This is a genomic window from Azospirillum sp. (assembly GCF_035627195.1).
Taxonomy (GTDB): Bacteria; Pseudomonadota; Alphaproteobacteria; order Azospirillales; family Azospirillaceae; genus Azospirillum.
In genome coordinates this window covers 1-13,821 of the sequence record NZ_DASPMG010000352.1, presented here as the reverse complement: position 1 = coordinate 13,821, position 13,821 = coordinate 1, and the positions used below count along the sequence as shown (strand labels likewise).

Below are 13,821 nucleotides of genomic sequence, written 5' to 3'. Positions count from 1 at the left end.
GCGGCCCAGCTGCAGGTGCCCTTCGCCTCGCTGCTGGCGGCGCTGTTCTTCAAGGACAAGCTGGGCTGGAAACGCGCCTTCGGCATGGTGGTGGCGTTTGCCGGCGTGCTGCTGATCGCGGGCGAGCCGCGGCTGGCCGGCAACCTGACGCCGCTGGTCCTGGTGGTGCTCGCCAGCCTCGCCTTCGCGCTGGCCAGCGTGCAGATCAAGCGGCTGGGGGCGGTGGACGGTTTCGCGCTCAACGCCTGGATGGGGCTGTTCGCCGCCCCGCAGTTGCTGGTCCTGTCGCTGCTGCTGGAGCGGGGACAGGTGGAGGCCATCACGAACGCCAGCCTGTGGGGCTGGGGCGCCCTGGTCTTCATCGCCGTCATGGCGACCATCGTGGCCTATGGTCTGTGGTACCGTCTGCTGCGGCGCTACGACGTCAACCAGGCGGTGCCCTTCATGCTGCTGGTGCCGCTGTTCGGCGTGGCCTCGGGCGTGCTGCTGCTGAACGAGCCGTTGACGTGGCGCCTCGCGCTGGGCGGCCTCGTCACCGTGGCGGGCGTGGGTGCCATCGTGGTGAAGCTTCCCAGGGTGGTGAACGAGAAGGTGACCAATCTGACGTGACCGGGTCCGGCGTGACGCGCATCCTCGACCTCCCCTCCCCCAACCATGGGCCGCGGGCCGACGGCGCGCGGGTGGAGCTGCTGATCTTGCACTACACCGGCATGCCCACCGTCCGCCACGCGCTGGACCGGCTGTGCGACCCGGCGGCGCAGGTCAGCGCCCACTACACGGTGGACGAGGACGGCACGGTCTACGCCCACGTGCCGGAGGAGCGGCGCGCCTGGCACGCAGGGGTGAGTTCCTGGCGGGGACAAGCGGACGTCAACAGCCGCTCCATCGGCGTCGAGATCGTCAACCCCGGGCACGAGTTCGGCTACCGCCCCTTCCCGGCCGCGCAGATGGACGCGGTGGAGGGCCTCTGCCGCGCCATCGTCGCCCGGCACGGCATCCGGCCGGCGGACGTTCTGGGCCATTCCGACGTCGCGCCCGCGCGCAAGGAGGACCCGGGCGAGCTGTTCGACTGGCCCCGCCTCGCCCGCGCCGGGATCGGCCTGTGGCCGGAGCCCACGGCGGCCGACGACGGGCCGTTCGACGACGCGGAGGTGCGGAGCCTGCTGGCGCGCTATGGCTACGACGCGGAAGCGCCGCGGGCGCTGCTGTCCTTCCAGCGGCATTTCCACCCGGAGGCCCTGACCGGCGCGGCGGACGCCGAGACGGTGCGGCGGCTGCGGGCACTGGTGCGGGTGACCGGGCGCTGAGCGATCAGGCGTCGCGGCGGCGCGGCGCGTCGGGGTCGGGGTCGGTGGCGCCGCCGCCTTGGCCGTACTTCATGCGGCGCATCTTCTCGGCGACGCGGGCGATTTCGTCCGGCGGCAGGATGGCGGGCTCGCCGAGCGACAGCGCGTGCACGTACTGGCGGGCCAGCGTCTCCACCTCCACGGCGAGCGCCAGGGCCGCGTCCAGCGTCTTGCCCAGCACCACCATGCCGTGGTTGCCCAGCAGGCAGGCCGTGCGCCCCTCCAGCGCCGTCAGCGCGTTGTCGGAAAGCTCCTGCGTGCCGAAGGTGGCGTAGGGGGCGCAGCGGATGTCGTCGCCGCCGGCCACGGCGACCATGTAGTGGAAGCTGGGGATGCCGCGCCCGTGCACGGCCAGCGCGGTGACGAAGGTGGGGTGGGCGTGCAGCACCACCTCCATGTCCGGGCGGGCGGCCAGCACGTCGCGGTGGATGCGCCATTCCGAGGACGGCCGCCGCGCCCCCACATAGGTGCCGTCGAAGCCCATGGGAACGATGTCCTCGGGCGTCGTGCGGTCGTAGGCGAGGCTGGAAGGGGTGACCAGGAAGCCGCCGTCGACGCGCACCGACAGGTTGCCCGACGAGCCCTGGTTGATGCCCAGCCGGTTCATGGCGAGGCAGGTGTCGATGATCGCCTGGCGGAGGTCGCGGGTGTCGGGCGTGCTCATAATGGGTCCTTGGGTGTCGGGTGGTTCGAGGGAGCCATGCGGGTGCCGTGCCGTCAAGGCCGCCGGTGGGGCGCGAGGTCCCACAGCTTGACCACCGCGTCGTAGCCGGCGGACAGCGCCGTGCCGCCGTCGGGCGTGCAGGCCAGCGCCCACACCGGCTTCTCATGCCCCTGAAAGGCGGCCAGAGGCTTGTGCGTGGCGGCGTCCCACAGCCGCACGGTGCGGTCGCCGCCCCCGCCGGTGAGCAGGGCGCGCCCGTCCGGCGTGTAGGCGACGGAGGTGATGAACCCCTCGTGCCCATGCCAGCCGCCCAGCGGCTTCAGGTCCGTCAGGTCCCACAGGCGCACGGTTTCGTCGCTGGAGACGGTGGCGGCGGTGCGGCCGTCCGGCGCCACGGCCACACCGTTGACGCTGCCCTCGTGCCCCTCCAGCACGGCCAGCTCCCTCCAGTCGGCGGTGTCCCAGACGCGGATCTGGAAGTCGTAGCCGACGGAGACCAGCCGCGTGCCGTCGGGGGTGAAGGCGACGCCGTTGACGTTGGCGGTGTGGCCGTTCAGCGTCACCACCAGGGCGCCCGTCGCCACGTCCCACACCTTCACCGACGGGTCCCAGCTGGCCGAGGCGAAGCGCCGCCCGCCCGGCTCCACCGCCAGCGACACGACGTTGCCGGCGTGGCCGGCGAAGGTGCGCAGCTCCGCCCCCGTCTCCAGGTCCCACAGCTTGATGGCGGCGTCGCGGCTGCCGGTCAGGCCGCGCCGGCCGTCGGGCAGGAAGGCCACGGCGTTGACGCCGCCGTCGTGGCCCTGAAGGACGCGCAGCTCCTTGCCGGCGGGCAGGTCCCAGAGGATGGCGGAGTAGTCCCAGCCCCCGGTCAGGGCGCGGGTGCCGTCCGGCGACACGGCGACGGCGTTGACCATGGCCCCATGGCCGATCAGGTCGGCGCGGGCCGGGGCGGTGGTGGGGAGCAGGGCCAGGAGAAGGATGACGGTCGCAATGTAACCGGATGCAACACAATGCAACAGGATTCGCCCATGTGTTTCATTGAGGGGTGTTTCATTGGGGAGCCTCGTGCACGTCGGGCTCCGTCGGCGGTGAGAGGGGTGGATGGTTTGCCGCATCGTTCACCGCACCGGTTCAGCGCCTGTTGCCACGTCGGCAGGAATGATGACGCTCAATAGGAATATTGTCAACGCGGGCGGGGGCTTGGATCGCTGCGAACGCGGGTGTATGCTCAAGGGGATTTTCAACGGAGGCGCTTGTGGCGGCCGGCGACACCCCTGAAGTGCTGGCGAAGATCGACCTGCTGATCGAACTGGTGCGCCGGCAGGACGCGCGGATCGATCGGCTGGAGGTGGCCCTCGTCGGATCCGTGTCGGAACTGCGCAAGGACGTCAACGATTCCGCCACCAACCTGCGCCGTGAACTCAACACGTCCTTCGCCGGTATGAGCAAGGAAGTCGCCGAACTAAAAGAATACATTGCCGAATTCCGCGGCGAAGTGCGTGGCCGGCTGGACGGCATGAGCCAGCGCATCAGCGACGTCAACGCCCGTCTGCCCATCCCCATCGCCTACGCTCCGCCCAACAAGCCGGCGGCGGAGTAACGGGTCGCTCCCGTCCCAACCGCCGCCGTTCCCGGTCGTTCCCGCCGCTCACTCCGCCGGGGCGTGGCCGTGGTGGCCGCCGGGGCGGGGGCCGGGGCGTTGGCCCTTCACCTCGGCCAGCCAGAGGGCGTGGTGCTCCTGCGCCCATTCCTCCTCCACCTGGCCGGTGCTCATGGCGGCGAAGGCGCCTTCCATGCCGATGGAGCCGATGTAGATGTGGCCGATGATGATCACCACCATGACCAGCGCCGCGATGGCGTGGACGGTCTGGTAGAACTGCATGTCGGCCATGGTCCCGAAGTAGAACGGGAACAGCAGCTGCACGCCGGTGTAGCCCAGAACCGCGCCGCCGACGATCACCGACCAGAAGATCACCTTCTGCCCGGCGTTGAACTTTTTGGCCGGCGGGTGCACGCCCTTGCTGAACAGGCCGCCCGCGCGCAGGATCCAGCCCACGTCGGTGCGGTCCGGCAGGTTGTGGCGGATCCACAGCAGCAGGGTCAGCACCACGCCCAGGATGAAGGCGAAGCCCAGGTAGTTGTGCGCCAGCTTGCCCCAGCCGGCGAGCAGCGCGAACGGCTCCGGCCCGATCAGCGGCAGGAGCGCCCAGCGGCCGTACAGCACGTTCAGCCCGGTCAGCCCCAGCACGATGAAGCTGCCGGCGGTCAGCCAGTGGGTGGCGCGCTCCAGAAGGTTGAAGCGTTCCACCGTGCGGCCGGTCTTCGGCCCGTCGATGCGGATGCGGCCGCGCAGCAGGAAGAACAGCGCCAGTACCGCCAGGATGCCGCCCATGGCCCAGGTGCCGTAGGTGACGATGGGGCCGTTGCGCAGGTGCCGCCACGCCTCGCCGTCCGACTGAATCAGGACGCCGGCGCGCGGGTTGGGCAGCGTGGTGCTGCCGGCGGCACCCTGGCGGATGGCGTGCCACAGGTCGGCCTCCGTGGCGCCGGCGGCCGACTGGGTGGGCACCGCGGGCATCGGTTCCCCCGCCCGCACCGGCGGCGCACCCGCGGCCAGCGCCACCAGGAGGAGGAGCACCAGCCCCAGCGAACAGGTCAGTGCCGCCTTGGTCCACGACGTCATTCGATACCTCCCCGTGCTTTTATTGCCCTCCCCCGGCCCCGCCGGGGGAGGGAGGGGCCCCAAGCTCCGCTTGGGGTGGGTGGGGGCAACGGCCTGCCCGAGGATCCGTGGGCCGTAGGTTGGGTTGAGCCGCAGGCGAAAACCCAACGTTTTCGTTATGCCGGCGGCGTTGGGTTTTCGCTGGCGCTCAACCCAACCTACGGGTGGATTCTCGGCGAACAACTTGCCCCCACCCTGCCCGCTCCGCGGGCTTCCCTCCCCCGCCGGAGGCGGGGGAGGGACTGTTTGCTCTTACGACCCCGACTTCATCTGGTACGCCGTGCCCCAACCCCAGGCGCCGGAGCCGAAGCCGCGCGCCACCACGCGCTCGCGGTAGATGTTGGCGACCTTGTCGCCGTCGCCGGCCAGCAGCGCCTTGGTCGAGCACATCTCGGCGCACAGCGGCAGCTTGCCCTCGGCCAGGCGGTTGCGGCCGTACTTCTTGTACTCGGCGTCGGAGTTGTCGGTCTCCGGGCCGCCGGCGCAGAAGGTGCACTTGTCCATCTTGCCGCGGGTGCCGAAGTTGCCGGCCTGCGGGTACTGCGGCGCGCCGAACGGGCAGGCGTAGAAGCAGTAGCCGCAGCCGATGCACAGGTCCTTGTTGTGCAGGACCACGCCTTCCTCGGTCTGGTAGAAGCAGTCCACCGGGCACACCGCCTTGCAGGGCGCGTCCGAGCAATGCATGCAGGCGACCGAGATCGAGCGCTCGCCGGGCTTGCCGTCGTTCAGCGTCACCACGCGGCGGCGGTTGATGCCCCAGGGCACCTCGTGCTCGTTCTTGCAGGCCGTGACGCAGGCGTTGCACTCGATGCAGCGGTCCGCGTCGCACAGGAATTTCATGCGGGCCATGTTCGTGTCCTTCCCCTGGGTCAGGCCGCGGTGATGCGGCAGAGGGTGACCTTGGTCTCTTGCATCTGGGTCACCGAGTCATAGCCGTAGGTGGTCGCCGTGTTGGCGGCCTCGCCCAGCACGATGGGATCGGCGCCGGCCGGGTACTTGGACCGCAAATCCTGGCCCTGGAACCAGCCGCCGAAGTGGAAGGGCATGAAGGCCACGCCGCGGCCCACGCGTTCGGTGACCTGGGCCTTGACCTTCACCTTGCCCTTCTCGGCACCCTCGACCCACACGGTCTGGCCGTCCTTGATGCCCAGGTTGTTGGCGTCGGTCGGGTTGATCTCGACGAACATGTCCTGCTGCAGCTCGGCCAGCCAGGGGTTGGACCGGGTCTCGTCGCCGCCGCCCTCGTACTCCACCAGACGGCCCGACGTGAGGATAATCGGGTATTCCTTCGACAGGTCGCGGTCCTGGATCGACTTGTAGAGGGTGGGCAGGCGCCAGGACTTGGTGTCCTTGTAGGTGGGGTACGCGGCCACGAGGTCGCGGCGCGGCGTGTACAAGGGCTCGCGGTGCACCGGCACCGGATCGGGGAAGTTCCAGGCCACGCAGCGCGCCTTGGCGTTGCCCGGCGGGTTCAGGCCGTGCTTGATCGCCACGCGCTGGATGCCGCCGGACAGGTCGGTCGTCCAGGACACGGCACCGATCTTCTCGCCGCCGATCTTGGAGATGACGGCCATTTCGGCCTCGGTCAGGTCCTTGTCCCAGCCCAGCTTTTGCAGCATGGCCATGGTGACTTCGGGGTAGCCGTCCTTGATCTCCGAATCCACCGGGAAGGCGCCCTCGGCCAGCAGCGTGACGCCGTTGCGCTCCACGCCGAAGCGCGCGCGGAAGGCGCCGCCGCCCTCGGCCACCGGCAAGGAGTTGTCGTAGAGGTTGGCGGATCCCGGATGCTTCATCTCCGCCGTGCCCCAGCACGGCCAGGGCAGGCCGTAGTAGTCGCCGTCCGCCGGGCCGCCGTTGGCGCGCAGCGTGGTCTTGTCGAAGGTGTGCTGGTTGGCCATGTGGAGCTTCATGCGCTCCGGCGACTGGCCGGTGTAGCCGACCGACCACATGCCGCGGTTCCATTCCCGCGTGATGTCCTCGACCAGCGGTTCGTTGCCGTTGACCTTGATGTTCTTGCACAGCTCGTTCGCGAAGCCGAACTTCTTGGCGAACAGGTACATGATCTCGTGGTCGGGCTTGGACTCGAACAGCGGGGCCATGACCTTGAAGCTCCACTGCACCGAGCGGTTGGACGCGGTGCGGGAGCCGTCCGTCTCGAACTGCGTGGCGGCGGGCAGCAGGTAGACGCCGTTCTTCCGGTTGTGCAGGACCGAGGTCATCGTCGGGTACGGGTCGATGACGACCAGGATGTCCAGCTTGTCCATCGCCTTCTGCATGTCGGGCAGGCGGGTCTGGCTGTTGGGCGCGTGGCCCCAGAACACCATGCCCTTGATGCTGTCGGGCTGGTCCATGTTCTCCTTGGCTTCCAGCACGCCGTCGAACCACCGCGACACGGTGATGCCCGACGCCTCCATCAGCTTCTTGTCCTTGAAGCGCTTCAGAAGGTCGTCATAGGGCAGGTCCCAGACGCGCGCCCAGTGGCGCCACGCCCCCTCCGCCAGGCCGTAGTAGCCGGGCAGCGTGTCGGAGGTGACGCCGAAGTCGGTCGCACCCTGCACGTTGTCGTGGCCGCGGAAGATGTTCGCACCGCCGCCGGCCACGCCGATGTTGCCGAGAGCGAGCTGGAGCACGCAGTAGGCGCGGGTGTTGTTGTTGCCCACGTGGTGCTGGGTGCCGCCCATGCACCAGACCAAGGTGCCGGGCCGGTTGGAGGCGAGGGTCCGCGCGACGCGCTTGAGCTGGCTGCCGGGGACGCCGGTGACCTTCTCGGTCTCCTCGGGCGTCCACTTCTTCACCTCGGCGCGGATCTCGTCCATGCCGTAGACGCGCTTAGCGATGTAGTCCTTGTCCTCCCACCCGTTCTCGAAGACGTGCCAGAGGATGCCCCAGATGAGCGGCACGTCGGTGCCCGGGCGGAAGCGGATGTACTCGTCCGCCTTGGCGGCGGTGCGGGTGAAGCGCGGATCCGCCACGATCAGCGGCGCGTTGTTCTGCTCCTTGGCCTTGAGGATGTGCAGCATCGACACCGGGTGCGCCTCGGCGGCGTTGGAGCCGATGAAGAACATCGCGCGCGACTTCTGAATGTCGTTGTACGAGTTCGTCATGGCGCCGTAGCCCCAGACGTTCGCCACGCCGGCAACCGTCGTGGAGTGGCAGATGCGCGCCTGATGCTCGATGTTGTTCGTCCCCCAGAGGGCGGCGAACTTGCGCAGCAGGTAGCCCTGCTCGTTCGAATGCTTGGCGGAGCCGAGCCAGAAGACGCTGTCCGGACCGGACGTCTCGCGGATCTTGAGGAGCGCGTCGCCGACCTCCGCGATGGCCTGGTCCCAGCCGATGCGCTGGTACTTGCCGTCCACCAGCTTCATGGGATAGCGCAGGCGGCGGTCGCCGTGGGCGTGCTCGCGCACCGCCGCACCCTTGGCGCAGTGGGCGCCGAGGTTCAGCGGGCTGTCGAAGCCGGGCTCCTGGCCGATCCACACGCCGTTCTGCACCTCGGCCACGACCGTGCAGCCGACCGAGCAGTGGGTGCACACGCTCTTGATCTGCTTGATGTCGCCGCCGGCCGGGGTGGCGGTGGCGGCGTCGGCCTTCTTGACCATGGCCAGCGGCAGCGCCGACGCGGCGGCCGCACCTCCGGCGGCGAGGCCGGAGCGACGCAGGAAGGTGCGGCGGTCGATGGACGAACCGGTCAGGCCGCTCAGAGCCTTCGACAGCTTGGCGCCGCCGGCCGTGCCCGTGGATTTCCTGGTGATGCGCATGTCGGGGCTCCTCAGAAGGCGGCGAGCGCGTAGGCCTTGCGGACGTGCTCCGTCTCGCGGTAGCGGGCGGCGGTGGGGTCGTTGGGGTCGGGCTGCGCGGCCTCGGCCGGGGCGGCGGCCGTCACGGCGACGGCGGCGGCGCCCAGCGCGCCGGCACCCAGCCCGCGGAACAGGTCGCGCCGTTTGAGCGTGGTCTTGTCGTTGCTGTCCGTCATCGTCGTCATCCCCGTGTCCACCCGGTTGAATCCTTATGCCGCCAGTTCGAACGCCTGGCCCTCGACCGCGAAGAAGGCGCGGCCCAGCGCGCCGACGGCGCGGTAGAAGCGGGCCGACCGGGCCGCTTCGAGATCGGTGAAGAAGCGCTCCGCCCAGCCGGCGACGTGGCGCTCATAGAAGGCGCGCTGGCCGTGGATGGTGGCCGTTTCGCCGAAGGCGCCGGTGATGAGGCCGGCCATCATCTCGCACAGGGCGGCGATGTGGTCTTCCGGCTCGTGCACGTCGTCGGCCCGCGCGATGCCCAGGCGCGCCATGTCGGCGCGCAGTTCGGCCAGCGGCTTCTCGTTCAGGAAACCCGTCTTGTAGTAGGAGCCGTAGGGGCTCAGCTCGCCGCCGCCGACGCCGATGAACAGCGTGGTGTATTCCTCGGCCGCGTCGTCCGCATCGGTGGCGCGGGCGGCGTCGGCCAGGGCCGCGAAGGCGGCGCCCAGCGGCGCGTCGTCGCCGGCCTCGCCCTGCACGGCGGCCAGGATGCCCAGCACCTCCGCCCCCGGCGGCTGCGCCAGCAGGCGGGCCAGCAGCGCGTAGACCTGCGCGCGCAGGCGCTCCTCATCCGGCAGCGCCGCGTCGGGCGCCGCAGGCGTCGTCTGGTCACCGGTCGAAGACACGGTGCGTCCCTCCCCCTTTGCGAGCGGTCCCGCCGTTCCGCGGTGCCGCCGCCGGCGGCCTTCTGGCCGCGTTCTTTTGATCGCGTTCTTTGGCGACCGCGTTGGCCGGCGTGCGGTGTCTTGCCCGTATCGCCGCGCGGTCTTCAACCCGTTGTTGCACCTGCGAAAAGCCCAAGAGAAAACCGGGACTTACCGCTGGTCCTACCATTTAATGCGCAAAGTTTGAGCTTGTCAACTCGCCGAAGACTGCCCCTTGTTTGGAGAAATCCTTTAGCCGGAAAGGGTTATGCTTGACCGGACACACCGCCTTTCGGCTGATCCGGCGCCTTCTCTTCGGCGCCTTGCGCCTCCTGGTTGTCCCCCTCCGATGCACCATCAGCTTGGGCGGCGGCCTTCTCCGCGGCCTCCTCGGCGGCGTCCAGGAAGCCCTTGCCGACGCGGTAGAGGGTCTTCACCGGCTCGGACAGATTGAACATCCCGGTGTAGTCGTCGGCATAGTCCTTCAGCCCGTCGTCGTTGGCGAACACCGGGTCGGAGGTCCACAGCTTGCGCAGCGCCTGCCGGTGCAGGTCCTCCGGCACGCCGGCGCGCAGGAAGGGGGTGAAGTCGGACTCGGCCGTCAGGCTCTCGATGGGCGGCAGGTCCTTCAGCGCCTCCTCGTCCTCCGGCGTTTCCGGCGGCGTTTCCGGCGGCGCCGGTTCGGCCACCACGGGCAGCGACGGGTCGGGCGCCGGCTCGGCCGCGGGGGCCGCGGGTTCCTCCGCCGTCAGGACGGGGGCGGCGGAGCCGTTGCGGCGCTTCAGGCGCGACCAGCGGGACAGGAAGGTTTCGTCGGTCATCCGCGTTTCCCCTTCTCCGGGAAGTGCCGCTTGCGCTCGCGCTTCTCGAAGGGGACGTCGACGTGGTGCTGGTCGACGAAGTCGCGCACGAGCGCCAGCACCTCCACCGGCATCGGCACCGTCTCGACGATCTCGTTGCCGCTGACCTGATAGACCTCGGCCTCGTGCGCGCAGGCGGTGACGAAGAAGGGCACCGGCTCGCCCGACTCGGCCGTGCGCAGGGCGACCCACAGGCGCGGCGGCTCCTGCGACAAATTGAGGCGGTAGCCCTCGGTGTCGGAGCGGTGCAGCTCCAGGTCCACGGTGGCGGCGTGGAACTGCGCCCACCCCTCCCCCTCGCGCAGCAGGCGGGGGGCGCCGTCCAGCGGCGGCGCGCCGGGGATCACCGACAGCGGCCGCCACGCGAACTCCTGCCAGGGGCTGGCGCTGCGCCGCCGTTCCAGCACGATGCCGAGCGGCATCCGCTCGACCTTGTTGAGCGCTTCCGCCATGAACATCCTCTCAGGTTGCAGGCGCGGGCACCGCGGAAAGTCTTTCCCAGGGGCCGCACCCGCCGATTCTTGCGCATACGCACTATTGTCGGCAAGCCGCGCCGCTGGCAACTGGCGCGTTCCGCCGCGTCAACGCTCCCTTGACGAATTTCATTTATGGCGTAGGACGGGGTAGAGACCAGACCAGCAGGAAGCATGGCCGTACAGGGGGACACGTCCCAGCGCTCGCGCCGCATCTTCTCCGACCTCGGCTCCGGCCGCAGGGTGGGCGGCATCGCCGTGGAGCGCATCGCGCACGGCGGCGCGTGGCTGGCCTGGACGACGCTGCTGGTGGCGCTGGCGGCGACGATCGCGCTGTGGCGGTTCACCACCGCCGAGGTCGGGCGCGAGGCCGAGCTGCGCTTCCAGAACCGCGTCAACGAGGTGCACGCCGCCATCCAGCAGCGCATGCAGGCCTACGCGCAGGTCATGCGTTCGGCCGCCGCGATGCTGCAGGCCTCGACGGACGTGTCGCGCGACGACTGGGAATCCTTCATCGGCAGCCTGGATCTGAACCGCCATTACCCCGGCATCCCGGCCGTCGCCTTCGCGCGCCACGTCCAGGACGCCGAGGTCGACGCGCTGGTGCGCGAGGTGCGCGCGGACGGCGTGCCGGAGTACGGGATCTGGCCGCCGGGACGGCGCGACACCTACGTGGTCAACGTCCACACCGCCCCCATGGACGCGCTGAACCGCAAGGCGCTGGGCTACGACATGCTGGGCGACCCGCTGCGCCGGCCCGCCATCCTGAAGGCGCTGGAGACCGGCCAGCCGGCCATCACCGCCAAGCTGACGCTGAAGGTCGACGAACAGCGGGCACCGCAGCCCGCCTTCATCATGTACCTGCCGGTGTTCAAGCGCGGCCTGCCCGCCGCCACGGCCGAGGAGCGCCGCACCGCGGTGTGGGGCTTCGTGCTGGCGCCGTTCCGCACCTACCCGCTGCTGGAGGGCATCATCGGCCCGCAGCACGACGAGCTGCGCCTGACCATCCACGACGGCGTCGGCACAGCACCCGAGCAGGAGATGTACCGCAGCCCCGGCCACGGCCGGGAGGCGGAGGCGCCGCGCACCCACGACCGGCTGTCCGAGACGCGGGTGATGGTGTTCCACGACCGGCCGTGGACGGTGACCTACGAGTCCACCCCCGCCTTCGACGCGCTGGTCGACACCGACAAGCCGAACACCGTGCTGGCCGCCGGCAGCCTGATCAGCCTTTTGCTGTTCGCCATCACCTGGAACCTGTCGACGACGCGCGCCCGCGCCGCGCGGCTGGCGGCGCGGATGACCGAATCGCTGCACCGGCGCGAGGCGGAGCTGCACCAGTTCTTCACCCAGGCGCCGGTCGGCATCGCCATCCTGGACGCCGACGGGCGGGTGCTGGACTGCAACCCGGTGCTGGGCGCCTTCATGGGCGTCGACGCGGAGCAGGTCATCGGCTTCAACATGGTGACGGAGGCGCGCGACCAGTCGCTGGCCCCCGCCATCCGCAAGGCGCTGACCGGCGAGTCGGTGGAGCTGGAGACGCAGTACGTCTCCACGCTCGGCGGGCGCAGCGGCTATTACCTCGTGCACCTCCAGCCGGTGTTCGACGGGGGCGAGTTCCTGTTCCTGCTGGCCTTCATCGACGACGTGACGGAGCGCCGCGCGGCCGAGCAGCGGGTGCAGTACCTGGCGCATTACGACGCGCTGACCGGGCTGCCCAACCGCACGCTGCTGCAGGACCGGCTGGCGCTGGCCATCGCCGGGGCGCGGCGCAACGGCACCACGGTGGCCGTGCTGTTCCTCGACCTCGACCACTTCAAGGTGATCAACGACTCGCTCGGCCACACGGTGGGCGACGAGGTGCTGAAGGACGTGGCCGTCCGCCTGCGCGGCTGCCTGCGCGAGGGCGACACGGTTGGGCGCCTGGGCGGCGACGAGTTCATCATCGTGCTGCCCGACGCCGGCACGGCGCAGGACGTGGCCGTGGTGGCCGACCGCATCATCCAGAGCATGGCCGCCCCGCTGCACGTGAAGGGGCGGGAGTTCACCGTCTCCCCCTCCATCGGCATCAGCCTGTTCCCGGAGGACGGCGAGGACGTCGAGCGTCTGATCAAGAACGCCGACGCCGCCATGTACCAGGCCAAGGCGGCGGGGCGGCGGGCGCTGCGCTTCTTCACCACCTCCATGGACGCGCAGCTGAACGAGCGGCTGAACCTGGAGGCCAACATCCGGCGCGCCCTGGACCTGGGCGAGTTCCGCCTGCACTACCAGCCGCAGCTGCACCTGGAGAGCGGCCAGCTGGTGGGGCTGGAGGCGCTGATCCGCTGGGCGCATCCGGACCTGGGCATGGTGCCGCCCGGCCGCTTCATCCCCATCGCCGAGGAGAGCGGGCAGATCGCCACGCTGAGCCTGTGGGTGCTGGACGAGGCCTGCCGGCAGGCCAGGCTGTGGCAGGCCGACGGGCTGGCGGCGCGGCGCATCGCGGTGAACATCTCCGCCCTGCAGTTCCGCAACGCCGAGCTGCCGGACCAGGTGGCCGCCGCCCTGCACCGCCACGGCCTGGACCCCTCCTGCCTGGAGGTCGAGGTGACGGAGGGGGCGCTGATCCGCAACGTGGACATGGCCATCCACATCCTGTCGTCGCTGAAGACCATGGGCGTGCGGGTGTCCATCGACGACTTCGGCACCGGCTATTCCTCGCTGTCCTACCTGCAGCGCTTCCCGGTGGACACGCTGAAGATCGACCGCTCTTTCATCAGCGAGATCGTCGCCGACGACAGCGACGCGGCGATCACCAAGGCGATTATCGGCCTGGGCAGCAACCTGGGCCTGACCGTCATCGCTGAGGGGGTGGAGACGGAACCGCAGCTGGAGTTCCTGCGCCGGCACGGCTGCCACGGCGCGCAGGGCTATCTGTTCAGCCCGCCCATGGCGGCCGAGGACGCCACCCGCTTCCTGCGCGACCGCCCGGCCATGGCCGCGGCGGACGACTGAGCGCATAGAAAGCGCATAGAATAGACCGCAGATTGCGGCGGTGGTGTTGCCGCGCTATGCAGGGGTGAAACGCCCCTGCCATTCGCGGTCCCCGCCATG

Annotated in this window: 13 protein-coding genes; 4 read left to right on the top strand and 9 right to left on the bottom strand. The window is 70.0% G+C overall.

From position 1 onward, the window contains the following. Together VED21_RS31280 and VED21_RS31275 are read left to right on the top strand one after the other, a co-directional pair. Positions 1-609 (top strand): DMT family transporter (locus VED21_RS31280; RefSeq protein ID WP_324889522.1); only part of this gene is annotated, 609 nt, incomplete at its 5' end. Beyond that, positions 606-1,307, top strand: a complete 702-nt coding sequence (locus tag VED21_RS31275) for an N-acetylmuramoyl-L-alanine amidase (RefSeq protein ID WP_324889520.1) — start codon at positions 606-608, stop codon at positions 1,305-1,307. The genes VED21_RS31280 and VED21_RS31275, both read left to right, overlap by 4 nt. 4 nt (positions 1,308-1,311) lie before the next feature. Here the strand turns inward: VED21_RS31275 and VED21_RS31270 are convergent, their stop codons facing one another. After that, positions 1,312-2,010, bottom strand: coding sequence for a class II aldolase/adducin family protein (locus VED21_RS31270; RefSeq protein WP_324889518.1), 699 nt, complete (start codon positions 2,008-2,010; stop codon positions 1,312-1,314). A 53-nt stretch (positions 2,011-2,063) separates the two neighbouring features. Then, entirely contained in the window at positions 2,064-3,029 is a 966-nt protein-coding gene (locus VED21_RS31265; RefSeq protein ID WP_324889516.1) for a WD40 repeat domain-containing protein, read from the bottom strand. 239 nt (positions 3,030-3,268) lie between these two features. On the opposite strand from VED21_RS31265, the gene VED21_RS31260 reads away from it, so the two are divergent. Further along, positions 3,269-3,613 carry a hypothetical protein gene (locus VED21_RS31260; protein ID WP_324889514.1) on the top strand — a complete coding sequence of 115 codons (345 nt, stop codon included), beginning with the start codon at positions 3,269-3,271 and terminating at the stop codon, positions 3,611-3,613. Positions 3,614-3,661: 48 nt separating this feature from the next. Here VED21_RS31260 and VED21_RS31255 read toward each other — a convergent pair whose 3' ends face one another. From VED21_RS31255 to VED21_RS31225, 7 genes are all read right to left on the bottom strand, one after another. Continuing rightward, the gene (locus tag VED21_RS31255; protein WP_324889512.1) at positions 3,662-4,696 is read right to left on the bottom strand and encodes a formate dehydrogenase subunit gamma; all 1,035 of its coding nucleotides are present in this window, start codon (positions 4,694-4,696) and stop codon (positions 3,662-3,664) included. Positions 4,697-4,987: 291 nt separating this feature from the next. Beyond that, a complete protein-coding gene (fdh3B, locus tag VED21_RS31250; RefSeq protein ID WP_324889510.1) occupies positions 4,988-5,584 on the bottom strand; it encodes a formate dehydrogenase FDH3 subunit beta in 597 nt (198 codons plus the stop codon). Positions 5,585-5,604: 20 nt separating this feature from the next. Continuing rightward, on the bottom strand, positions 5,605-8,493 hold the full coding sequence (locus tag VED21_RS31245) for a formate dehydrogenase subunit alpha (RefSeq protein ID WP_324889508.1): 2,889 nt from the start codon (positions 8,491-8,493) through the stop codon (positions 5,605-5,607). Between the two features lie 11 nt (positions 8,494-8,504). Continuing rightward, positions 8,505-8,717 (bottom strand): formate dehydrogenase, encoded by a 213-nt coding sequence (locus VED21_RS31240; protein ID WP_324889506.1) that lies wholly within the window; start codon positions 8,715-8,717, stop codon positions 8,505-8,507. Positions 8,718-8,741: 24 nt separating this feature from the next. After that, a complete protein-coding gene (locus VED21_RS31235) occupies positions 8,742-9,377 on the bottom strand; it encodes a TorD/DmsD family molecular chaperone (RefSeq protein ID WP_324889504.1) in 636 nt (211 codons plus the stop codon). 284 nt (positions 9,378-9,661) lie between these two features. Next, positions 9,662-10,216 carry a DUF3306 domain-containing protein gene (locus VED21_RS31230; RefSeq protein ID WP_324889502.1) on the bottom strand — a complete coding sequence of 185 codons (555 nt, stop codon included), beginning with the start codon at positions 10,214-10,216 and terminating at the stop codon, positions 9,662-9,664. Then, positions 10,213-10,707 (bottom strand): DUF3305 domain-containing protein, encoded by a 495-nt coding sequence (locus VED21_RS31225; RefSeq protein ID WP_324889500.1) that lies wholly within the window; start codon positions 10,705-10,707, stop codon positions 10,213-10,215. The genes VED21_RS31230 and VED21_RS31225 overlap by 4 nt, the downstream gene beginning before the upstream one ends. A 195-nt stretch (positions 10,708-10,902) precedes the next feature. On the opposite strand from VED21_RS31225, the gene VED21_RS31220 reads away from it, so the two are divergent. After that, entirely contained in the window at positions 10,903-13,722 is a 2,820-nt protein-coding gene (locus VED21_RS31220) for a bifunctional diguanylate cyclase/phosphodiesterase (RefSeq protein ID WP_324889498.1), read from the top strand. Positions 13,723-13,821: the final 99 nt, after the last annotated feature.